Here is a 21,833-nt window from a genome sequence, read left to right on the forward strand (position 1 = left end):
AAATTTCATTGATAGTCTACAAATCTATAAAGGTGTCTGTATCTGAAGCTATGGTTGCCCTCTGGTGGCTTTACTTAGCTGCCAAATTTCATTGCGAAAAGCTATGCAGTATCCCTTTTCCCGCATTGTGTTATTGAAAGCTGCCCTCTCCGTCGCCCTAATGCCATTGGTTTGGCAAACTCTGCAACTATCCAGTTATGGCAGTGTTCTGTCCACTACCCCGCAGTCATCCATGTCACCGCCTCAGCTAAGTCAAGCTAATGGCTGGAACTCCGTGCTACATGTGGCGCGTTTAGTGGAGCGTAACCAACGGAGTCGCAACTTGATACTCCAGCTAGAGGTGTTAAATAAACCTCAAACTACCTATGCCAATGCGGTTTATCAAGTGTTTGCTCGTACTCGTGGCGCTAGGGATTGGCAAGAAATTCATACCAACCGCGGTGCACGGTTAATGCCGGGGGAAAGCGGTAAGTTCATTCTGGAATCAGAAGTAATTTCCATTACTGATTTAGAAGAAGAAATTCGTAATGAACTAGGTGAAGATGTACGCATTGAAGATGTAGAGCTAGATTGCGTAGTCAGCATTCGCTATGACTTAGTGGGTGGAGGTCGTGATTTGCGTGAACGGTTCACCTACAGCCAGAGCTATAGCGAAATCGTTGCAACTACGACAACATCCGTAGTTCTGGCATCCACATCCAGTACTGTCACATCTGGCCGAACCTCATCATCTATTGAGACAGTATCGTCTCGCCAAACATCTAGTAGTCATGCAAGCCGTGGATCGGATGATGACGATGACTGGGATGACGATGATGACGATGACTGGGATGACGATGATTGGGATGACGATGATTGGGATGACGATGATGACTGGGATGACGATCGTCGTCGTCGCCATCGCTCAAATACCCGAGTTGATAATGAAGTCACCCGTTCGTCTCACCGGACGTCACAACGACAAACCCAAATTAGCCGAGCAAGTGTTTGGGACTCAGTTTTGCATGTCGCTCGTCAAACCAGCCGCAGTCAGCAAGGTCGTAACCTAGTGCTGCAGCTAGAAGTCCTAAACAAGCCTCAAACTACCTACGCAAATGTGGTGTATCAGGTATATGCCAGAATCCGTGGTGGTCGTTGGCAAGAAATTCATACCAATCAGGGGGCGCGTCTGATTGAGGCTGCTAGTGGCAAATACATTCTGCAATCGGAGGTCATCTCCATTGGCCGTTTAGAGGAAGAACTGCGAGCAGAGCTGGGAGACAACCTGCGTTTGGAGGACGTGGAAATTAACTGTATAGCTAGTATTCGCTATGACTTAGCTAGCGGTGGCCGTGATATTAGAGAAAGCTTTGTTTATCAGCAACGCTACACCTCTATTGTGACCACTACCACCACCGATATTATTCGTTCATCCACGATTGCTGCAACGACCTCTTCAGAGGTAGTAACCCTTTCCAATGGATTCAAGATTTCCTTAATTGATGTGATTTATCAAGGGGGCGTATCTGTATGGAAGTATCGTGTAGAAGAGCTAGCGAGGGCACAGGATCTTAGCAATTGGGTTTTATCCCTACCTGCTTGTGCCAGGGTTAATCGCTATACACCTAGGGCTGAGCTAGTTAGTCCAGATCCCAATGCGGGGCTATATGGCATCAAGTGGGAAACGGGCGCTGGATTTTCAACCGGTATCTTTAGCATCACGATCCAAGGCGAAGTTTCTCTGGGCACGATTGACGTAGCCGCCAAAGGTCCAGATGTTGTTTTAGGTACCATTGCTGGCCCTGTTTGTAGGGTGGAAGCACCTGTTATTGATAACACCGGATGGGAAGAGCGTGAACGTGGTCAGCGTGGTCGCCGTCGTCGTCGTAACTGTAATCAGGGCATTGGCAATGGGCCAGAGGGCTGCGATCCAGGGAATTCACGTCCCCACGGTGGGAGTAATGATGAAGGTGGTCGTCGCCCTGGTCAAAGGCGGGGGCGCAGATAGGGGCTAACAGTAGTGAAGACCTGGGGCTAATGTCAGAACACCTGCAGGTCTTTGCTATTGCAGTCCGCTTGGATGGCTATAAATTCCAAAGGTTTTTCATTAGCCAGGATTAATATCATCTCTGGGGGCGACCCGATTCTAAAAACGCCCCCTCACGTTCTACCCTGGTAAAGTTGAACACCCCAGACCGTAGAATCCCATGACTCGCTTAGCGCTGCTTAGTGCATCTGATAAAACCGGCATTGTTGACCTGGCCAAAGTCCTCACTACAGAATTCGACTTTGACATCATTAGTAGTGGCGGTACGGCCCGTACCCTGACGGAAGCAGGCATTCCTGTCACTAAGGTCTCTGACTACACGGGTTTTCCTGAAATTCTCGGTGGTCGTGTTAAAACCCTGCAGCCGCGCATCCACGGGGGCCTGCTGGCGCGCACGGATAATGCTGATGATCAAAAAGATTTGGCCGACAACGACATTCGCCCCATTGACCTGGTCGTTGTGAACCTATATCCCTTTGAGCAGACTATTGCTAAGCCTGGTGCAACCCTCCCTGACGCCATTGAAAATATTGACATTGGTGGGCCTACCATGTTGCGGTCTGCGGCTAAAAATCATGCCTATGTGACGGTGCTATGCGACCCCGCTCAGTACGACGGCTACTTGAATGAACTGCGGGTTAATAAGGGGCAGTCTTCCTTGGACTTTCGGGCTGCCTGTGCTCGCCAGGTATTTTGGCATACGGCCACCTACGACCAGGCCATTGCCACGTATTTAACTGAGCAGGCTGGAGATGTTACCAGTGGTCGGTTTGCCATGGGGGGTACCCAAAAGCAAACGCTTCGCTATGGGGAAAACCCTCACCAGCCAGCGGTTTGGTACCAAACGGGGAGCCAGCCCAGTGGCTGGGCGGCGGCGGAAAAACTGCAGGGCAAAGATCTGAGCTATAACAACCTGGTGGATCTAGAGGCGGCCCGTCGTATTATTGCCGAGTTCCCTAGCGAAAATGGTCCGGCGGCGGCGGTGCTGAAGCATACAAACCCTTGCGGTGTGGCCATTGGCGCTTCGATGGCATCCACCTATAAGCGTGCCTTTGAAGCGGATAATGTGTCGGCATTTGGCGGCATTGTGGCCCTTAACCAACCCATTGATGTGGAAACGGCAGAATCGTTGACCCAGACATTTTTGGAATGTGTGGTGGCCCCTGGGTGTGTGGCTGAAGCCCGAGAAGTGTTAGCTAAGAAGAAAAATCTGCGGGTGTTGGTGCTGCCAGACTTGGTGAGCGGTCCAAGTCAGACAATTCGTGCGATCGCAGGTGGATTTCTGACCCAATCTTCGGACGATTTCCAAGAAGATGTGAGTCAGTGGAAAATGGTGACCGAACGTCAGCCCAGTGCGGCCGAACTGACGGAAATGTTATTTGCCTGGCGGGTGGCAAAGCATGTGAAATCTAACGCCATTGTGGTGACTAACGAAAATACCACCGTGGGTATTGGCGCTGGCCAAATGAACCGTGTGGGTGCGGCCAAAATTGCGCTGGAGCAAGCTGCGGAAAAAGCAGTGGGGGCGACATTGGCCAGCGATGGCTTTTTCCCCTTTGATGACTCCGTCCGCACGGCGGCTGCCGCTGGGATTCAAGCCATTGTGCAGCCAGGGGGGAGTATTCGCGACGAAGAGTCGATTAAAGCGGCCAATGAGTTAGGTGTGGTGATGGCGTTTACGGGTACCCGCCACTTTTTGCATTAACCCCCCTATTTCCCCCCTGCCAGGGGGGAAATAGGAGGTGGGGACTAATTCCCTTTTAACCACTTTTGCCCTTTCAACCGGCGTAAGACATAGAGCACCATGAGGTCTAACGTAATCCGGCGCTCATCGCCCATAAATTGCTCAATGGTGCTGGGTGTCGCGCCATCGGTTGCAAAAGAATAAATTTTCGGGCCCGTAATGCTGTCTTCTAAAAAGGCAATATTGAACTGACGACTGCCCTTAGCCCAGCGACCAATGACCTGGGGATAGGCATCTTGATCGACGCCAATCACATTGATGGGTTGGGTCTCGAAAGAAATTTGAATATCGTTTAGGCCTTCTTCCTGCTCAAGAGCGGTTCTGACCGCGGGTAGAAAATGCTGCTCGATAAATTCAGCAAACGGCTTGTCTTCTAACTTGGGCGGTTTAGCCTTTTTGGCTTTTGCTGGTGCTTTTTTTGCCGCTGCTTTATCAGCGGGGGCCTTAGGAGTTGACTCGTCTGCCATGCTTTTATCTATCTACACGTGTTTGGGTTTAGAGGCTAAGCAATCTCCAAACCTGGTCCCTATAATATTAACTCCGTGTCCATGCAGCACCGTAGTTTTTCTGTGGTGGACTGTGGGAGACTCTTTGGCAAATACGACAAAACGCCTCGAACGGAAGATAAAGTCCTTCGTATCAAGGCGTTTTGATTTAGAAAAACTGGGGTGAGCCTAGCGTTGACAGTAGGTCGATTTGCTAGGACATGACGCCTGCGATCGCGCTACGAACGGTAGCCGCATCGGATTGCTTGCTAATCGGCGTTTGGCCAATTGCTTCGAGGTCAGCATCTACCATCAGTTTGACTAAGCCAGGGAAATCGATGGAGGGCTTCCAACCCAAGGTTTGTTGGGTGTGGCTGGGGTCACCGATCAGAATATCCACCTCTGCCGGACGCAGATAGCGCGGGTCAAATTTAACGTAGTCGTGCCAATTGAGGCTGACATAGTCAAAGGCGATATCGAGAAATTCTTTGATGGTGTGGGTTTCACCGGTGGCAACCACATAATCACCGGGTTCGTCCTGTTGTAGCATCATCCACATGGCGCGGACGTAGTCCTTGGCATAGCCCCAGTCTCGCTTGGAGTCCAAGTTACCCAGATAGAGATCCTTTTGCTTGCCTGCGACGATGCGGGCAACGGCGCGGGTGATCTTACGAGTCACAAAGGTTTCGCCACGACGGGGCGACTCATGGTTAAACAGAATGCCATTGCAGGCAAACATGTTGTACGACTCGCGGTAGTTAACGGTTTGCCAGTGGGCATAAACCTTGGCGCAGGCGTAGGGGCTACGGGGATAAAAAGGAGTGCTTTCCTTTTGGGGAATGTCTTGCACCTTGCCAAACATTTCGGAAGAGCCCGCTTGATAAAAACGGACTTCCTTATCGGTGCGCTGCTGATAGTCGCGAATGGCTTCCATCAGGCGTAGAGCCCCCATGGCAACGGTGTCTACTGTGTATTCAGGGGAGTCAAAACTAACCCGCACGTGGGATTGGGCGCCCAGGTTATAAACTTCGTTCGGTTCCACCTCTTCCAGAATCCGGCGCAGCATAGTGCCGTCATTGAGGTCGCCATAGTGCAAAAACAGTCGCGCATCTTCACTGTGGGGATCGACGTAGATGTGATCGATGCGGTCGGTATTAAATGTTGAAGTACGGCGGATAATGCCATGTACTTCGTAGCCTTTTTCTAATAAGAGTTCTGCTAGGTAGGAACCATCTTGACCCGTGATTCCCGTAATCAGTGCACGCTTAGCCTGCGTCATAGATTTAGTGTCCTTTTTTCTAATGTATAAAAGCTGTGTCGTTGCTGCTCCTTGGTATGGTGCAATCTGTAAAACCTAAACTTACAGTGACGCTGTCAGTTCGATCCATTCCCTAACACAGCAGTAACGACAGAATTGCCAGTAGATCACTCCGGTCAGTAGCTCTGTACATGGCATCCCAGTCAATGTCTGCATGGAAGCAGCGCTTTGTAGGAGGCCAGCTTTAACTTTGAATGACAAATATAAAAGCGTTCAAAAAGAGCTTGCGATGGTAAGTATGACAGTTAATTTAGGGAGAGTTATTGACTTAGGTTGGCACTATCAGCATAGGTTCACCTTCATAAAACTAAACTGTTTGATGAACTAATAGAATATCCGTCACCAGAATCATTTGTGGGATTCCAAGATACAGACTGGTTTCTGGCACAATCTCCCAAGACAATTGAAAAGTTTGTTGATGCAGTTTAATGAATCGCAGGATGGGTTGGTGAAATCCTTAGCTAACATGGCTTGGCAGGCATCTTTAACCGGATGTGTGCTCAAGATATTATGCCCTGCGATCTCGTTCAATATCGTAGATGGCCTTTTCCCAACACCATTGTTCTGACCGATCAGGATTTTGCGATCTGACCCGTTCTACTAAGCGTCCGGCCACGGCTCGGTTGCCATTGACCAGCCTCATTAACCGTTGGCGAGTCGATCGAGGTACCCCAGATGGGCCCGTGGGTAATGACGGTACGCCAAAGCGAATCGGCAATCGATACCCCGTTAACCAGCAGAAAACCGCCACCACTAGCACTGCCGCAAATATGACTGAAAAGGACATGATTGATTTCCCTGTGTCTTATCCCCAAACTGATGACTTCAGCTACAAGCAATAGCCAAGCCGTTTTAGATTTTTGGTTTGGCTCACCAGCCGGCACCTACCGTAAAGAGTGGTTTCGTAAAGATCCTGACTTTGATGCCCAGATCCTCCACCAGTTCCTAGCGGTGTATTGGGCTATGGTAGCGCCCCCATCTGAGAATGGGTTGAAGACGCTTAAGGCCAGGTTGGCGAGGATAATTGTGTTAGATCAGTTTGCACGCAATATGTTTCGTGGCAGCCCCCAGAGCTTTGCGGCCGATCCGCTGGCATTGGCCACGGCCGTGATGGCGATGGAACAGGGGGATGAGGCGAGGCTATTGCCGGTGGAACGATTTTTTCTCTATTTGCCGTTTGAGCACAGTGAAAATTTAGCGGATCAAAATCGCTGTGTTCAACTGTTTGAACAATTGGTGCAAGACGCGCCCCATCTACACCATGGCCTGGACTATGCGCGTCGCCATCGGGATGTGATCGCCCAATTTGGTCGATTTCCCCACCGCAATGAAATTTTAGGCCGCCAAAGTACAGCCGCGGAATTAGCCTTTCTCCAGCAGCCGGGGTCGAGGTTCTAATTGTTTGTCGGGGCGTCGTTTGCAACACGCCTGCAAAATTGTCTATGCGGGTTTTGCGTATTCGATTTCCACCGTGGTGTGGACGTTACCCCGGGGTAGAAAATCCCCTTTGATTTTGAACTTTAGGGGGTCCGCCGCCGCGATGAAGTCGTCCATGATTTGATTGATGGATTCTTCGTGGGAGATGTAGCGATCTCGATAGCCATTGATATAAAGCTTGATGGCCTTTAGCTCTACCACTTTTTCATTGGGCGTGTAGGTTAGGTAAATGGTGGCAAAGTCGGGGTACCCAGAAAATGGGCACTTACAAGTAAACTCTGGCAGCGTGATATTGACATCGTACTGACGTCCTGGGCGAGGATTGGGAAATGTAATAAGCTCATTGTCCTCAATTGCCCGTTCGCCATACTTAACTTCAGGAGCTTGATCGGTGGGCAATGGGGAGTGATTAGTCGCCATGGATGGGATAAAAATATGAAGGTATAGTCCACTCCCATTGATCTCACCGAACTAGTCCATAAATCAATAGTATTTGCCTCGGATCTAAATAACTTTGGTCAAACACTTGACGAATCGCGTTGACGTTGCTCTAATTTGAACGACCCGGGTGTGTCGTTGGCTAACTGTTGAGCTCATCCTGGATATCGCAACGCCTGTGTTTTATCGGAGATTTTTTGGACCTGCTTATGAATCCTTCCCACAACTCTGACTCGGCGAGGAATCAGGTGCGCTCAGAAGCCAGCTATTCCCCGTCGGTACCTGTGTCGGTCTATCGCGAGTTGGCGGCTGAACTGCATGCTACCAAGGCTATGGTGGATTCACTCAGTGCCCAGAATAATCATCTGCATCAGCAAAATCATGTGCTGCGTCAGAATATTCACCAAATGGTACAAGTGGCCCTTCAGCTGGGACACCATGCCGGAGTGGCCCATCCGGCGGAATCAGAGATGACCTACTCTGTGCCAGCTGCTGATTTTCCTGCTACGCCCTATGCGCCGGTTGAGCCTGTGGCTCCCCAGGCGATGATGCAAGAACCTCGGGTAGAAGACTCGGTAAAACCGCCTAGGCGGGTGAGAAAGGCTGAAATTTCTAAGTTGGTGACAGAGCAGTCGGGCGAAAACCGTCGCTATAGCTTGGAGTCTTCCGCTTCCGGCAGTATGAGTACTCTGTGGCTGGTGGTTTCCATTGCCATTATTATTTTGACCGCCTTTGGCGCTGGCTTTTTGATTATGCGGCCGCTGATCAGCGATCGCTAAGTCCTGAACATTTTGTTGGGCGGCCGCTGATCAGCGATCGCTAGGGGGCTATCAAGATTCAGAATTAGGATGAGGCTATGCGAGGGTAAACGAGATGAAGCGTCACTCTTGACCCTTGAACAAGACCAAATCTCAATTTTTAGCGTTGATGCGGCCCTAGCCTTGCTAGAGGCAAAATCGCTCTGAGCCCTCAATATCCCAGTTTTCAACCAGAAGTTATTTGGTTGGTTGACCAGGTTCTAATCTAAAATTGACTGCGCATGGGCGCTATCGTAGCAACCGTTACGGTGGAACCTCTGCATAACTCGTTAAACCTTGATATCGTGGTCCACAATGTTGTGGTCCCGGTGTGTGTGGAGCTATAAATTCGCATGAAAAAAATAGAAGCTATTATCCGGCCCTTTAAGCTAGACGAAGTAAAAATTGCACTGGTGAACGCAGGCGTTGTGGGTATGACCGTGTCTGAAGTGCGAGGATTTGGGCGCCAAAAGGGTCAGACAGAACGCTATCGAGGATCTGAGTACACCGTAGAGTTTCTCCAAAAGCTCAAGGTTGAAATTGTTGTCGATGATGATCAGGTGGACGCCATTGTGGATCAAGTGATTGCTGCGGCACGAACGGGTGAAATTGGCGACGGTAAGATTTTTGTCACCCCTGTAAATGAGGTGGTGCGTATTCGTACTGGTGAGAAAAACTCGGAAGCGGTTTAGTGTCTGCTGACAAGTTGTCCATTGACGACTTTTTAGACCGGTATGGTCGCTTTGGTATCAATCTGGGGTTATCGCGGATCCAAGCCTTGCTGGGTCGGCTAGATAACCCCCAGGAACGTGTACCCATCGTGCATGTGGCTGGTACTAACGGGAAGGGGTCTGTCTGTGCTTATGTGTCTTCGGTGCTATCAGCAGCCGGTTATCGTGTGGGGCGCTATACCTCTCCCCACTTGGTCAACTGGAATGAGCGAATTTGCATCAATCAGCAGCCAGTGTCCGACCAGCAGCTTCGGTTTCATTTGCAAGCTGTCGCTGCGGCCATTGACGACGGTGAGACGCCAACCCAGTTTGAAGTATTTACAGCGGCGGCTTGGTCCTATTTTGCGTCTGAAGCTGTTGACCTGGCGGTGATGGAGGTTGGTTTAGGGGGCCGCTTGGATGCTACCAATGTGTGTCCTACGCCGCTGGTGACGGCTATTGTGTCCTTGAGTCGTGAGCATTGGCAGCGTCTGGGGCCTACCTTGGCCGATATTGCTGGGGAAAAAGCAGGGGTGATTAAGGCGGGCCGACCGGTGGTGATGGGCCCCTTGCCAGAGGCGGCTGAGGCGGTGGTGCGTCGGCGGGCGGCTGACCTGGATGCCCCTTTGCATGCGATTACTCCAGCGGCAGATACTGTCGCTGGCCAATGGCGCAGTGGCCTAGGCGATACTACCGTGGACTACCGCGCTAGTTTGCTGGGAGAGCACCAGCGGGTAAATAGCAGTGTGGCGATCGCAATTCTTCAACTCTTACAACGGCAAGGCTGGGACATTTCCACCGAGGCGATTCAACAGGGGATGGCCACAACCCAATGGCCAGGTCGTTTGCAATGGCTGCGGTGGCGAGGGCAGCAGTTGCTGCTTGATGGGGCTCACAATGCCGCTGCGGCCATGATGCTGCGGCAGTATGTGGACCAGTTGCCCCAGCCCATAGCTTGGCTCATGGGTATGCTGGCCACTAAGGACCATCAAGACATTTTTGAAGCCTTGCTGCGACCAGGGGACACCCTATATCTGGTGCCAGTGCCAGAGTCTGACACCGCCGAGCCCGTCGCCCTAGCCCAGCTCGCCAATGCGGCCTGTCCAGCCCTAGGCAAGGTGTATACCCATGGCACTTTGCAGGGGGGGGTAGAAAATTTTGTTGCAGCCCCCCATGACACCAAGGTTTTCTGTGGTTCTCTGTACCTGATTGGGGCGTTTCGCGCGCGCTATGGCCAAGCCTGAGCCAGGTGCTGGCGATACGTTTATCGACTGTTCCACTCATCTGCGGCATCTGCCACGGCGTCATCTACGGTTTTTTCGCCTAGCATGGCCGCCTGCAAATTGTCATAGATGGCTTTTTGCAGCGTTTTCACATCTTCTAATGCCGGAATCAGCACTTCCGCATCGGCTAGCTGGTTGGCGCTAACGGCCCGTGCAATTTCAACTGGTGTTGCCCCTTCAGGGGCTTCCGTTAAGGTGCTATCCACCGCTGCAGCGGTGGAAGGTAGGACATTGGCCGCCTGGGCAAAGGATATTTGGTTGTCATTATTGGTGACATATAGGGCAAATTTAACGGCGGCTTCAGGGACATCCGTTGCTCTCGGCACCACTAGATTCATGGCTGCAACATTTTTTTTGCCGGTTTCTCCTGTGATCTGAGGCGCTGTTTTTGTGGCGGTGGCAATGGCTGGAGCATTTTTTTCAATGTTCGATAGCGCTTCGGCACCAGAGGCTAAAAAGACCGTTTCCCCTGCCTGGTAAAGCTCGATGGCACGACGGTGCCCCTGGGTGAGGACCTCACGCGGCAGCAGTTCTTGCTGGTAGAGGTCAGTCCAATATTGGAACACAGCCTTGCCTGCGGGGGTGTTAAAGGCCGCATTGCCCGCGTCATCCACCAGGGGCACACCCATCTGGATAAACGACTGCAGAACATCGGCGGCATCTTCAGGGACAAAGCTGATAAAAAAGGCATATTTGCCGGTTTTATCCTTAATCTGTTTGGCCGCTGTAGCGAGTTCGCCATAGGTGCTGGGGGGCTCACTAATCCCCGCTTGTTCCAGCAGTTGGCTATTGAACAGTGTGACTCGGGTGGTCAGATACCAGGGAAACCCGAAACTTTCTCCATTGAGCGTGGTGGCCTGCCAAATTTTGGGTAGGTAGGTGGCTTGGTCTTCAGGGCTAAGCTGTTGCTCCAGGGATAACCACGCATTGCGACTCGCCAATTGGGACGCAAAGTCAGGGTTGAGGTTGACCACATCGGGGGCCGTGCCCGCAGAAACAGCGGTTAAAATCTTGCTTTGCATGTCGGCCCAAGGGATATCGACCCAGACCACGTCCACGTCGGGGTTTGCTGCTTCAAAGTCGGCAATTAGCTGGTTGAAGTAGTCGGTAAATTTTGGCTGCAACTGCATTGTCCAAAATTCGACTTCCTGTTTGCCAGCTTGGCTAGTATCGCCGCCGCCACAGCCTGCTACGGCTAGCAATACCCCGGCAGTGGCCCAGGCTGCCATACGTGATAGAAAGTGCCGACGTTGAAACAGTTTCATGATGATTTTTTGGTAAACAAAAAATAAATCGATGGATGTGTTCAGACACTGTAGACCAAGACGGTCCGATGTGGTGTTTTGACTTTAGGGACGTGGCCTTGTTTCTATGGTTACACCTTGTGTTTGGCCAGGGATCAGGCTAGTGGACGCTGACCTGATGCGCACAGTCTGTGGCTCGGCTCCGGGCTTCTTCGATGGTGGCCCCTAGGGCGAGGGCTACCCCCATGCGGCGGTTCTTGTGGGCGCGGGGTTTGCCAAACAGTCTTAGTTTGCTGTCAGGGACCGTCAGGGCTGCAGCAACTCCGGTAAAGGTGGGACTATCGGTGGCGGCATTGGCGAGGATGACGGCGGAGGCGCCGGGGCGAATTTGTTCGATATTGCCAATGGGGAGGCCGACAATGGCGCGCACGTGCAGTTCAAATTCCGACATGTTTTGGCTCACCATGGTGACCATGCCGGTGTCGTGGGGGCGGGGGCTCACTTCGCTAAAGTAAACGGTTTGTTCTTGGCTAGGGTCGCCGGCAATAAATAGCTCAACGCCAAATAGACCAACGCCACCTAGGGCATCGGTGATGGCTTTGGCGATGGCCTGACATTTTTCTAGGGTGGTTGGATTTAGGGGGCAGGGTTGCCAAGATTCGCGGTAATCCCCGTCTTCTTGGCGATGGCCGATGGGGGGGCAAAAATGGGTTTTGGCTTCGGCATTGGCTAGGTGTGGTTGGGAGCGCACGGTCAGCAGAGTAATTTCGGTGTCAAAGTCTACGAAGCCTTCGACGATAACGCGTTGATCTTTGCCACGTCCGGCCTCAAAGGCATAGGTCCAGGCTTTGTCGATGTCTGGGGCGGTTTTGACCAGGCTTTGGCCTTTGCCGGAAGAACTCATGACGGGTTTGACGACACAGGGGAGGCCAATGGTTGCGATCGCGTCTCGATATTCCGCCTCGGTGGCCGCAAATCGATAGGGAGAGGTGGGCAATCCCAATTCCTCTGCGGCTAATCGTCGTATTCCTTCACGATCCATCGTGAGGCGGGTGGCTAAGGCCGTTGGTATTACCGTCCAACCCTCGTGCTCTAAAGCAATTAATGTGTCCGTTGCGAGGGCTTCCACCTCCGGCACAATCAGATCAGGTTTTTCCTTCGCGACAATATGTTTAAGTGCTTCACCATTCAGCATATTCAACACGTGGGAACGGTGTGCTACTTGCATGGCTGGAGCATGGGCGTAGCTATCTACCGCAATTACCTCAATCCCCAGTCGCATGGCCTCTAGGGCAACTTCTCGGCCCAGTTCTCCAGACCCCAATAACATAAGCCGCTGAGCGTTGGAAGCGAGCGGTGTGCCCCAGTTCCCATTGTTCGGCTGATTTGCCACGTTCGCCATAGTTACTCAAAAAAAACAATTTTTTTAGAAATCGTGTGATCAATTTAGCCAATTGCGTGTAATATCGCTCGTAAAAAATTACATTCTCTTCCAAAGCCATCTATTCTCAAGTTGGTTGGGGTTGAGGACATAGAGATTCACGTTGAGAACCAAGATTTCATTCAACCAACCCTTCAGGGCGGTTAACAATCCGCAATGAAGCTGTTGAATAAAGCCTGGAAACTAACCTGAAGCATGCATTTCTACCAAAGAAGTGCTTACATCTAAGGGCTCGGTTGTTGAGGAGGTCATTTAAAAAACAAATTGAATAATGTACGTTTTGTTTGCTTTTTAGGGCAGTCTCTACACCAAACTCTGTATTCTTTAGCGGTTGCTAGCCATTCCTGCGCAAATTGTGTACGATGCGTTAGCAAAAAATCAGTTTAAAGCTGAAACAGTTGGGTGTACTCCAACACAGACCAAGGCTCTGCCTAGTCCAAATTGCCTTCCATGACCGGATAACATCGTGACCGGATAATGCTGTGAATAGTTTAAAGTCGCTATTTTCAAGAAAACCCCCAGGTGTTGGTGTTGAACTAACACCAGAGCGGGTCAATGTCGCCCGCCTGCGGAAACAAGGGCAGAAGTTAAAGTTAGAAACCCTGGCTTCTGCGGAAATTCCAGAAGGCATTTTTGAAGAGGGGCAAATTATTGATACGGCAGCTATGGCAGAAGCCATCCGGTCTGCCTTAACGGAAAGCAAATTGAGGGTGAAACGGGCCACAACGGCTGTTCCTGGTCGTGCCATTACCCGAGTGATTCCAGTGCCAGCTGAGTTGGACGATAATGAGCTTCGCGAAATGGTGCTAAACCAAGAAGCAAGCCTTTACCTGCCATTTCCACGGGAAGAAGCTGACGTGGATTATCAAAAGCTAGGTTTCTTTGTGGATGAAGACGGCATTGAGAAAGTCCAGGTTTTGTTAGTGGCCGTCAAAAAAGAGGTGACTGATGCCTACATGGAAACCTTTCAACAGGCTGGCTTAGCTCTAGATGTGGTCGAAACCAGCAGCTTTGCCTTGATTCGTACCATTCGGGAACAATTACGGCAATTTACTCCCCAAGAGGCTGCGGCTATAGTCGATATTCAATTTGAGAGTACAGAAATCTCCATTGTTGTTGATGGCATTCCTCATTTTTCTAGAACAGTGCCCATCGGTACCTTTCAAATTCAAAGTGCGTTGAGCCGTGCGATGAACCTGCCGCCTACCCGTAATACTGAGTTACTTCAAGGTATGACGGTGCCAGCCACACCCATGGATAGCATGGGGGCTCCCCAAGTGGGTGGCGGTACTAATCCCGGCACAGCGGCTATGCTCAGGGTGCTGGGGGAATTATCCGATGAGCTACGGCGCTCCATTGACTTTTATCTGAATCAAGGAGAAGACATGGAAGTGGCTCAGCTATTGTTAGCAGGACCAGGCAGCGCCATTGGTCAATTAGATGAATTCTTTGCCCAGCGATTGAGTTTGCCAGCTAGCCCCATTGACCCGATTGAGGCCCTATCCCTCGAGGTCGGGGACGAAATTTCAGAGGCTCAGCGACCTGGGTTAGCAACAGTTCTCGGCTTGGGTTTGCGGGAGGTTTAGACCATGTATAGTATCGACATCAACTTTCTAAACGATCGCGAAGAACGTCCAGAACTAGCTTCTGGCGCTGCTCCGATTGTGCGTCAACAGTCAACCGCTGACCGTACGCCCATTGCCATTGGCCTAGGGGTGTTAGTGGCGGCATTGGCCGGTGTGGGCGGATTTTTTGGATTCTTGAAGTATCAAGAGTCCACGCTAGAAAAACGCCAGGCCGAGCTAGATTCTCAGCTGACTGAGTTGCAGGCCAAGTTAGCCCAGGTCGATCGGATTAAAGCTGAGACCGCGGCTGCTCGAGATGAAAGTCGTGCCTTGGCAGGTGTATTCACTAAGATTCGGCCCTGGTCTGCCATTGTCAAAGATATTCAGAATCGTATCCCTACCCGAGCGCAGTTGGGCCAAGTTTCTCAAACGGCTGGAGAGGCCGTACCGCTTGAATCTGGAGGAGAACCCGTGACTCCAGAAGCCGGTGGCATCAGCATTAACGGAACGGCCTGTTCCTTTGATGATGTCAACGACTTCATGTTGACTTTGAAAAATTCTCCCTTTTTAGAGAGTGAAACCGTTAAACTAACTACCTCTAGTTTGGGGGGAGAGGTGCTAGGGCGTTGCCCAGGTGAAGCTCAACGGGATGAGCCCACAGAGCTGGTGAACTACACCATTGGTGGCAATATCAAAAGTGTATCTACTGAACAATTTGATCGACTGCTTGCTGAATTGGAAAATCAACAGGCCTCTGTCGGTCTTTCCTCTAGGTTAAAAGCCCTTTTAGAGACAGGAGTGCTCAAATAATGACATTAAGCGGAGATTTTATCCCAGCCGAAGATGATTTATATGATGAGCCGTCAAATCCTGTTGTCTTCGGTATTGAGTTAACCCCCAAGGTGTTGGGTATTTTGGCAGCTCTAGCTGGCATTGGCTTAGCCATATTTTTATTCCAGCGATTTGTTCAGCCTGTGCGTCAAAGCAATCAAGAATTAAGGGCTGATATTGCCGAGAAAGAACAACAGCTCGAGACCCAGGCCCAACGCCTAGAGGAAATTGCCAAGTTGGAAGAAGAACGGGATGCGGCCCTGATTCAGCGTCGTAACGTTTATTCGTTATTTGCTAACGAGTCTTCTATGGATACGCTGTTGTTAGATATTAACCAGCGCATCAAAAACAGTAATGCGTCTATTGGGGCTGCGCGCAATCAGATCCAAGCTCGTGGCATCCCGCCCATTATTGTTGAGGCTAAGTTAAACAGTTTTGTGCCCAGTGGGGAGGTTGTTATTGAGGATGGCAGTTTAGGCGAGGACGTGAATGGGAAATTAAAGCGTCAAACCTATGATGTTCGCTTTTCGGGGGACTTTGCCCAAACTCAGTCGATTTTAGGCAATATTGAACGCCTTGAGCCTCTGCTAATGATGAGAGATTTTTCTTTGAATGGTTCTGAAACGGTGACTGAAACTGTCCTAAATGGCCAGGGGCAAGTGGTAGGCCAGCCAAAACAGCGCATTAATTCATCATTTGCCATCGATGCGCTCATTCCCACGGCGGATCCAAATGCCCCGCCAGAAATTGCCCCGGCTCCAGCACCTGAAGGTGAAGCCGCTGAGGCCCAGTAGCAGCGATATGAATCAGTCACCATAGGTGCTTTCAACTCGCGAGAATCCAGTCCCAGGTATCAACGTCCTCTAAATAAGATTAAGGAGTGAACTGTGAAACGCTTTTTCAAACTAGGAAGTTTAATTGCTGGCGGAGCTTTGAGCGTCCTCACAGCTCAGGCTGCTGACGCAGCGGCTACTGCTATTCAAAGTGTTGAAGTTAACACGACAAAAAACGGTATGGAGCTGTTGCTAGCCACGAAAGATGGTGACACTCCTCAAATCTTTGCGGTCAATCGAGATAATGTGCTGCAGGCGGACATTACGAATGCGCAGTTAGCCTTGCCCAGGAGCAAGGATTTCACTAAGGAAAATCTGCCTCCCGCGATCAAATCAATTCAGCTGCAAGCCTTGAACGACAATACGGTGCGGTTGACCATTAAGGGCGCTGATAAAGCCCCCGTTGCCGATCTTCAGAAGCTGGATGGCCAAGGATTGTTGGTGAGTTTGGATACCCGCCCCGATGCGGTCTCCCAGCCTAGCCCACTGCCGGAAAAACTTGAAACCGTTACTGACGCTACCCTGCTGCCGACACATCTGGCCCAGGCAGAGACCGATACTCCAGATATTTTAGTGCCGAGTCCTGAAGTGATTATTGACGGCAACCCTGTGTCTGCTCCTACGGTCAATGCGGCGCCTCCGTTTTTGCCTCGGGCTGTGGCACCTCCCGTGGGTGATATTGCCGTATCTGAAGTCAATGCCGGTTTGGATGTGATTGACTTGGGCACTGCTGAGCGAGTACCTCGCTTAGTTTTGCGGGATGCAACCGCCCGTGAAGCGCTTTCTTTGTTGGCTCGGGCTGCGGGGCTGAATTTGGCATTTACTGATGCCAGTGGTGAAGGTGGAGATGCCGCCGCCGCTGACACTAAAGTGACCTTAGACATTGAAGATGAGCCCGTGCAAAATGTATTCAATTACGTTTTGCAGATTTCTGGGTTAGAAGCGAATCGTGTGGGGCGGACTATTTTTGTTGGTCCTCGTTTACCCCAGTCGGCTCGCAATGTCACCATCCGCAGTGTGCGTCTGAACCAGGTTAATGTGGCGACAGCTATTAACTTCCTTGTGTTTATGGGGGCTGAAAGTGCCTTTACTGATCAGCAAGAAATTACAGAGGTGGTCGCAACCACAGATGTGGGCGAAGTGGAAGAAGTTGAGAGAACCGAACTGGAAACTAACGTTGAGGTGCTGCGGGCCGATTATCAAGACTCTGCTCCGCTGCTGCGGGGGTTAGAGGTAATTGGTGATGAGCGCACCAGTTCAGTCACGTTAGTGGGGACTCCCAGACAGATTGAGATTGCTACCGCTCAGCTTGTGCAGCTGGATCTGCGCCGTCGTCAGGTGGCTGTAAATGTGCGAGTGATTGATGTTGATTTAGGGGCGATTGAAGAAGTCGACACTAGCCTTTCGTTCCGTGCCGGTGATGTTGGTGTCAATATCGTTGACGGTGTTGCAAACTTTGGAATAAGAAGTTTAGCCAATATTGCCAGTAGTTTTATTTTGGATGTTGATGCTCAAATTCAAAACGGTAATGCCAAGATCATCACCGATCCAACCTTGATTGTTCAGGAAGGGCAAGATGCGGCTATTTCCCTAGTGGAGCAGGTGGTGAGCAGTGTGACAGTTAACTTTACTGAAACTGCAGGGGTGACCCGTGAGACCCAAACGGTGAATTTCGAGGATGTGGGCCTTAATTTAGCCATTAATATTGACCGCATTGATGATAATGGCTTTGTTAATCTTTCTGTTGCCCCAACGGTGTCATCGCCGTTGTCACAAATCGATTTGGATAATGCTGGAGCCTTTGCTACACCAATTACCACGCGTGCGCTTTCCTCAGGGTTGATTCGTGTGCGCGATGGGCAAACTCTGTTGCTGTCTGGGATTATCCAGGAAACCGACCGTGTAACCGTGACTAAGGTACCAATTCTTGGCGATTTGCCTTTGATTGGTGCGTTATTCCGAGACACTAGAAATGAAGATGAGCGTCGTGAGTTGATTGTGTTACTGACACCTCAAATCATGGATGACTCCGATGAAAGTATCTATGGATACAGCTATACGCCCGGTGAAGATGTTCGAGAATTGTTGGGAGAAGAAGAGTAAAGAAACTTGATCCTGTAACAATTTGTTAAGCCCGCCAAAGCCTTTAATCATGAGGCTTTGGCGGGTTTTTATGGATCCTATTCTTTTTGCCTGCAGGAAAAACGTATGAATTTTCCTAAAAATCGCTGAAATCCATATGAATTCAATGTTTTATAGATCCATACCGTCAACGTAGCCCTTAGAATAGGGCAGAGAAAATATGAGGGCTCAAGGGTTTCAGCGGTCTGCTGGAATTTTCCTTAATTTTTCTGGCTTGTTGGTTCAGCCATGGGCGTAGTTCATTCATTGGTTTTAATCTGCGAGGAGACAAAAATGAATAAAGGTGAACTGGTAGACAAGGTGTCTGAAAAGGCCTCTGTTACTAAAAAACAGGCCGATGCGGTAATTTCGGCGGCAATTGAGTCCATTATGGAAGCGGTTTCTAGTGGTGAAAAGGTCACCTTGGTGGGCTTTGGTTCTTTTGAGCCTCGCCATCGTAAGGAACGTGAAGGTCGTAATCCTAAGACTGGCGATACTATGGTGATTCCGGCTACCACTGTGCCTGCATTTTCCGCTGGTAAGTTGTTCAAGGAAATGGTTGCTAAAAAGTAATTGGTGCCATAGCTTCCAAAGTATTATTGGTGTCGCTATTGCTTTAGGTGTTTTTCGGTGCTGTGTGGGCAGTTTGTTTGCCTATTCGAGTCTGTTGACGCCTAGCAGTGGCGGCACTTTCTGTTTGATTTGGTAAAGCGGTGGTTCAGTGCAGCACTGAGTATGACTTAGCTATTTTGGGCGGCAGTACGGGGAGTCGTTTGGCCGCAATGCGGGCGGCTCAAATGGGTGCCCGTGTGGCTTTGATAGCCCCCTGCTGGCAGCTAAATGATGCTGTTGAGGCTAGTTTTCGTGCGATCGCACAGCCTGGTTTAGAGAGATCGCACCCATGGGCCCATGGGCGGGCATTGTTTGAGGTGGAATGTCGCCATCGGCCCTTATCCCCGGCTCAGCTGCGGGCCTGCGGTGTTGATGTTGTCTTAGCTGGGGCTAGCTTTAGTCAAACAAAATCCTTAAAAGTAGAGCAGCGGCACATTCAGGCCAGTCGGTATTTGTTGGCAGATGGATATAGCTTTTCCCCGTCGCCATCGGGAGCTTTGCTATGTCATCAACTCATGCAGTTAGACGTATTGCCGGAAAATATCACCTTAGTTGGCGGCGGTGCCGCGGCGGTGGAATGGGCCTTTGGCCTCAGTCGTTTTGCTAAGGTGACGCTGCTTTCCCCCCAACCCAGACTGTTGCCCGCAGAGGATGGGGATATTGAACGGTTGATGGCTGCGCAACTGCGTAGCTTAGGGGTTGCCATTGCGGCTTTAGATGGCGACTTTACCTACGCTGCAGAGCAGATGGCCACAATGGCTGAAACCGGCCAGGTCGTGCTGGTCCCCCAATATCAAGTGGATGCATCCCTCGGGATGGCCCAATTGGGTATCGAGGCCGGTGATCTATCTGTGAATGCTTATTTGCAAGTACGACAATGGCCCCAGCTGTATGCTGTGGGGGCCTGTTTAGGCGGCGTCAATCGTGCTGCCCTGGCCCAGCAGGAGATGGCCATTGCCTTGGATAATGCCCTATTTAATGCCCGGCGCCCCATGGGGTATGAACGCGTATTCTATGGAATTCACGGGCTGTCTCCGGTGGGACGCTGGGGGTTAACGGAGCAGCAGGCGCATCATCGGTATGGCGCTAGGGCCGTAGTTTTTAAATCTTCGTGTTTACCGGTGGCTGAACACGGGGGCGACACCAATTTTTGCAAACTCATTACCTTAGGCAAAACATTGATTGGCATCCATTTAATGGGTCGGGGAGCGATGGATCTGGTGAGTGTTTTAGCCCGGTGTGAAACCATGCCAACCCTGGCCCCATGGGCCGCAGGCCAATATCGCAGTGGCACCCTTTACCAGGCGATTTACCAAGCGATCGCACAGTGGGAAAACCAGCGCTGGCAACCCGGCCAATGGCGGCGGGACTGGGCAGAAAATTGGTTTAACTGGCGTCGTTCCCAAGGAAATTAGGCCCTATACCCGAGCAAGGGTGACCATTTCCGCTTGATCTTGGTATTTACCTTGGCGGGTCTCATAGCTCACCTGGCAGGGATCGCCCTCTAGGAACAGTAGCTGCACAACCCCTTCGCTGGCGTAGATGCGACAGTCGGCACTGGAAGAATTGGAAAACTCTAGCGTGAGATAGCCTCGCCAACCCGCTTCTGCCGGTGTGAGGTTCGCAATAATGCCACAGCGTGCGTAGGTGCTTTTGCCAATACAAATGGTGGTGATGTTGTCGGGAATGGCGAGGCGTTCTAGCGCCACCCCTAGACCGTAGGAGTGGGCGGGCAAAATGAAATAGCTACCGTGCTCATCACTACGCAGCTGGGTGGTCTCAAGGTTATCTGGATTAAAATTTTTGGGATCAATGACAGTGCCTGGAATATGGCGAAAAATGCGAAATTCCTTAGGAGATAGCCTAATGTCGTAGCCAAAGGACGATAGGCCATAGCTAATAACCGGCACATTAGCGCCATTAAGGTCCATGCGCCGCACCAGTTCAGACTCAAATGGGGCAATCATCCCCTGGGTGGCCATGTCCCGAATCCAGACATCATTCTTGATCATTGTTTTTCGCGTGTTGTTTACCACTCAGCGTTTGAGACCTATTGGCCCATGGGATTTGGACCCAGACTAGGGCAAAAATTCCCGTCGAAACTCAGTCACCTGATCCGCCATGGACAAAATGGCATAGGGCATCTTGGGCCCTGTCAAAATGATATCCATCTGTGCTGGACGCTGTTCCAAGAGTTCTAATACTTCACTTTCTGGAATCAGTCCGTATTCAATCGCCAGACTCAATTCATCCAACATCACCAACCCATATCGATTGGTTTGAATCATATTTTTAACGTAGGCCCAAAGCTCCAGAACAGCGTCCTGGGCATCGTCCGTCGTTTCAAAAATACAGCCAGCATAGCCACAGCGCACCCAGTCTAGGTTTTGTCCCATGTGGGTCATATGGTCTGGACCTTGGTCAATGCCACCCTTTAAAAACTGGGCGACGAGTACGGTCATGCCTTGGTCGGCTGAACGCAGGGATTGCACCATCACGTTGGTGAAAAAGCTGCGATGGACTGAGGTGAATACTTGTAACGAACCTTCAAGCGCCTGCAAAAATGGATGGTGCAGTCCTTTGGAAATACTGGCGGGCGGAGTCCCTGGAGTGGACGCGACACGCAGGGAACGACGGGGTGAAGCAGTAACGCGTAACTGTTGAACCATAGAAACGCTACATCTAGTGGCACTACATTTAATAGCGAACTAAATATAGCGCATGTAGTGGGAGTTTGGGTCGCTGTTTTAAGAATTGATCCGTGGGGCGTTTGTTTATAAAGGCGCAGTAAGAATTTCTCCCTCCCCACCTTCAAAGTAGTTAAAGTGTACTGCTTTGAAGGTGGGGAGACATTGTCGTAGGCCAGAACGATTGAGCTAGCGATGCTCGCTAACTAGCCCAAAGGACTGTGGGGAAAGAATAGTGGGGATGCGAGGGCAACGCTAGCA

The 21,833-nt window shown here is 50.7% G+C and carries 20 protein-coding genes; 12 read left to right on the forward strand and 8 right to left on the reverse strand.

The features are described from left to right. Window positions 1–103 precede the first annotated feature (103 nt). Window positions 104–1,987: a hypothetical protein gene (locus IXB28_RS03305; protein WP_215617119.1), complete on the forward strand. Its 1,884-nt coding sequence runs from the start codon at window positions 104–106 to the stop codon at window positions 1,985–1,987. A gap of 199 nt (window positions 1,988–2,186) precedes the next feature. Beyond that, complete coding sequence (gene purH, locus IXB28_RS03310) at window positions 2,187–3,731, forward strand: bifunctional phosphoribosylaminoimidazolecarboxamide formyltransferase/IMP cyclohydrolase (RefSeq protein WP_215617120.1); 1,545 nt, start codon at window positions 2,187–2,189, stop codon at window positions 3,729–3,731. Between the two features lie 44 nt (window positions 3,732–3,775). Here purH and IXB28_RS03315 read toward each other — a convergent pair whose 3' ends face one another. The 3 genes from IXB28_RS03315 to IXB28_RS03325 form a co-directional block, all read right to left on the reverse strand. Beyond that, window positions 3,776–4,237, reverse strand: a complete 462-nt coding sequence (locus IXB28_RS03315) for a DUF2996 domain-containing protein (RefSeq protein ID WP_215617121.1) — start codon at window positions 4,235–4,237, stop codon at window positions 3,776–3,778. A 232-nt stretch (window positions 4,238–4,469) separates the two neighbouring features. Continuing rightward, entirely contained in the window at window positions 4,470–5,534 is a 1,065-nt protein-coding gene (gmd, locus tag IXB28_RS03320; protein ID WP_215617122.1) for a GDP-mannose 4,6-dehydratase, read from the reverse strand. Window positions 5,535–6,081: 547 nt separating this feature from the next. Next, on the reverse strand, window positions 6,082–6,360 hold the full coding sequence (locus tag IXB28_RS03325; RefSeq protein WP_215617123.1) for a hypothetical protein: 279 nt from the start codon (window positions 6,358–6,360) through the stop codon (window positions 6,082–6,084). Between the two features lie 32 nt (window positions 6,361–6,392). Here IXB28_RS03325 and IXB28_RS03330 point away from each other — a divergent pair, with 32 nt between their 5' ends. Further along, window positions 6,393–6,971 carry a DUF924 family protein gene (locus IXB28_RS03330; RefSeq protein ID WP_215617124.1) on the forward strand — a complete coding sequence of 193 codons (579 nt, stop codon included), beginning with the start codon at window positions 6,393–6,395 and terminating at the stop codon, window positions 6,969–6,971. A 42-nt stretch (window positions 6,972–7,013) separates the two neighbouring features. On the opposite strand, the gene queF is transcribed toward IXB28_RS03330, so the two are convergent. Next, window positions 7,014–7,430 carry a preQ(1) synthase gene (gene queF / locus IXB28_RS03335; protein ID WP_215617125.1) on the reverse strand — a complete coding sequence of 139 codons (417 nt, stop codon included), beginning with the start codon at window positions 7,428–7,430 and terminating at the stop codon, window positions 7,014–7,016. 227 nt (window positions 7,431–7,657) lie between these two features. Between queF and IXB28_RS03340 the strand changes: the two genes are divergently transcribed. The 3 genes from IXB28_RS03340 to IXB28_RS03350 all read left to right on the forward strand — a co-directional run bounded on the left by IXB28_RS03340 (window position 7,658) and on the right by IXB28_RS03350 (window position 10,199). Further along, window positions 7,658–8,227: a hypothetical protein gene (locus tag IXB28_RS03340; protein ID WP_215617126.1), complete on the forward strand. Its 570-nt coding sequence runs from the start codon at window positions 7,658–7,660 to the stop codon at window positions 8,225–8,227. A gap of 371 nt (window positions 8,228–8,598) precedes the next feature. Next, window positions 8,599–8,937, forward strand: coding sequence for a P-II family nitrogen regulator (locus tag IXB28_RS03345; protein WP_215617127.1), 339 nt, complete (start codon window positions 8,599–8,601; stop codon window positions 8,935–8,937). Further along, window positions 8,937–10,199: a bifunctional folylpolyglutamate synthase/dihydrofolate synthase gene (locus IXB28_RS03350; protein ID WP_215617128.1), complete on the forward strand. Its 1,263-nt coding sequence runs from the start codon at window positions 8,937–8,939 to the stop codon at window positions 10,197–10,199. The genes IXB28_RS03345 and IXB28_RS03350 overlap by 1 nt, the downstream gene beginning before the upstream one ends. A 20-nt stretch (window positions 10,200–10,219) precedes the next feature. On the opposite strand, the gene IXB28_RS03355 is transcribed toward IXB28_RS03350, so the two are convergent. Next, window positions 10,220–11,503, reverse strand: coding sequence for an ABC transporter substrate-binding protein (locus IXB28_RS03355; RefSeq protein WP_215617129.1), 1,284 nt, complete (start codon window positions 11,501–11,503; stop codon window positions 10,220–10,222). Window positions 11,504–11,642: 139 nt separating this feature from the next. Then, window positions 11,643–12,884, reverse strand: coding sequence for a formate-dependent phosphoribosylglycinamide formyltransferase (gene purT, locus IXB28_RS03360; protein WP_215617130.1), 1,242 nt, complete (start codon window positions 12,882–12,884; stop codon window positions 11,643–11,645). 521 nt (window positions 12,885–13,405) lie between these two features. Here purT and pilM point away from each other — a divergent pair. From pilM to IXB28_RS03390, 6 genes are all read left to right on the forward strand, one after another. Further along, entirely contained in the window at window positions 13,406–14,509 is a 1,104-nt protein-coding gene (gene pilM, locus IXB28_RS03365) for a type IV pilus assembly protein PilM (protein ID WP_215617131.1), read from the forward strand. Between the two features lie 3 nt (window positions 14,510–14,512). Next, window positions 14,513–15,298 (forward strand): PilN domain-containing protein, encoded by a 786-nt coding sequence (locus IXB28_RS03370; protein ID WP_215617132.1) that lies wholly within the window; start codon window positions 14,513–14,515, stop codon window positions 15,296–15,298. Then, window positions 15,298–16,113 (forward strand): hypothetical protein, encoded by an 816-nt coding sequence (locus IXB28_RS03375; RefSeq protein ID WP_215617133.1) that lies wholly within the window; start codon window positions 15,298–15,300, stop codon window positions 16,111–16,113. Before IXB28_RS03370 ends, IXB28_RS03375 begins: the two co-directional genes overlap by 1 nt. A gap of 93 nt (window positions 16,114–16,206) precedes the next feature. Continuing rightward, entirely contained in the window at window positions 16,207–18,255 is a 2,049-nt protein-coding gene (locus IXB28_RS03380) for an AMIN domain-containing protein (protein ID WP_215617134.1), read from the forward strand. A gap of 267 nt (window positions 18,256–18,522) precedes the next feature. Then, window positions 18,523–18,846: an HU family DNA-binding protein gene (locus IXB28_RS03385; protein WP_215617135.1), complete on the forward strand. Its 324-nt coding sequence runs from the start codon at window positions 18,523–18,525 to the stop codon at window positions 18,844–18,846. Between the two features lie 140 nt (window positions 18,847–18,986). Further along, window positions 18,987–20,300: an FAD-dependent oxidoreductase gene (locus IXB28_RS03390; protein WP_215617136.1), complete on the forward strand. Its 1,314-nt coding sequence runs from the start codon at window positions 18,987–18,989 to the stop codon at window positions 20,298–20,300. Between the two features lie 3 nt (window positions 20,301–20,303). On the opposite strand, the gene dcd is transcribed toward IXB28_RS03390, so the two are convergent. Together dcd and IXB28_RS03400 are read right to left on the reverse strand one after the other, a co-directional pair. Continuing rightward, window positions 20,304–20,897 carry a dCTP deaminase gene (gene dcd, locus IXB28_RS03395; RefSeq protein ID WP_215617137.1) on the reverse strand — a complete coding sequence of 198 codons (594 nt, stop codon included), beginning with the start codon at window positions 20,895–20,897 and terminating at the stop codon, window positions 20,304–20,306. A 66-nt stretch (window positions 20,898–20,963) separates the two neighbouring features. Further along, complete coding sequence (locus IXB28_RS03400; RefSeq protein WP_215617138.1) at window positions 20,964–21,554, reverse strand: cob(I)yrinic acid a,c-diamide adenosyltransferase; 591 nt, start codon at window positions 21,552–21,554, stop codon at window positions 20,964–20,966. Window positions 21,555–21,833: the final 279 nt, after the last annotated feature.

The organism is Leptothoe kymatousa TAU-MAC 1615, from assembly GCF_018739865.1.
GTDB classification, from domain to species: Bacteria; Cyanobacteriota; Cyanobacteriia; order Phormidesmidales; family Phormidesmidaceae; genus Leptothoe; species Leptothoe kymatousa.

What these genes read in the sequence shown, in the direction of transcription:
- IXB28_RS03375 (WP_215617133.1), top strand. Translation starts at nt 15,298, where the DNA reads ATGACATTAAGCGGAGATTTTATCCCAGCCGAAGATGATTTATATGAT.
- IXB28_RS03345 (WP_215617127.1), top strand. Translation starts at nt 8,599, where the DNA reads ATGAAAAAAATAGAAGCTATTATCCGGCCCTTTAAGCTAGACGAAGTA.
- IXB28_RS03355 (WP_215617129.1), bottom strand. Translation starts at nt 11,503, where the DNA reads ATGAAACTGTTTCAACGTCGGCACTTTCTATCACGTATGGCAGCCTGG.
- IXB28_RS03315 (WP_215617121.1), bottom strand. Translation starts at nt 4,237, where the DNA reads ATGGCAGACGAGTCAACTCCTAAGGCCCCCGCTGATAAAGCAGCGGCA.
- purH (WP_215617120.1), top strand. Translation starts at nt 2,187, where the DNA reads ATGACTCGCTTAGCGCTGCTTAGTGCATCTGATAAAACCGGCATTGTT.
- purT (WP_215617130.1), bottom strand. Translation starts at nt 12,884, where the DNA reads ATGGCGAACGTGGCAAATCAGCCGAACAATGGGAACTGGGGCACACCG.
- IXB28_RS03330 (WP_215617124.1), top strand. Translation starts at nt 6,393, where the DNA reads ATGACTTCAGCTACAAGCAATAGCCAAGCCGTTTTAGATTTTTGGTTT.
- queF (WP_215617125.1), bottom strand. Translation starts at nt 7,430, where the DNA reads ATGGCGACTAATCACTCCCCATTGCCCACCGATCAAGCTCCTGAAGTT.
- IXB28_RS03370 (WP_215617132.1), top strand. Translation starts at nt 14,513, where the DNA reads ATGTATAGTATCGACATCAACTTTCTAAACGATCGCGAAGAACGTCCA.
- IXB28_RS03400 (WP_215617138.1), bottom strand. Translation starts at nt 21,554, where the DNA reads ATGGTTCAACAGTTACGCGTTACTGCTTCACCCCGTCGTTCCCTGCGT.
- dcd (WP_215617137.1), bottom strand. Translation starts at nt 20,897, where the DNA reads ATGATCAAGAATGATGTCTGGATTCGGGACATGGCCACCCAGGGGATG.
- IXB28_RS03325 (WP_215617123.1), bottom strand. Translation starts at nt 6,360, where the DNA reads ATGTCCTTTTCAGTCATATTTGCGGCAGTGCTAGTGGTGGCGGTTTTC.
- gmd (WP_215617122.1), bottom strand. Translation starts at nt 5,534, where the DNA reads ATGACGCAGGCTAAGCGTGCACTGATTACGGGAATCACGGGTCAAGAT.
- IXB28_RS03385 (WP_215617135.1), top strand. Translation starts at nt 18,523, where the DNA reads ATGGGCGTAGTTCATTCATTGGTTTTAATCTGCGAGGAGACAAAAATG.
- IXB28_RS03305 (WP_215617119.1), top strand. Translation starts at nt 104, where the DNA reads ATGCAGTATCCCTTTTCCCGCATTGTGTTATTGAAAGCTGCCCTCTCC.
- IXB28_RS03340 (WP_215617126.1), top strand. Translation starts at nt 7,658, where the DNA reads ATGAATCCTTCCCACAACTCTGACTCGGCGAGGAATCAGGTGCGCTCA.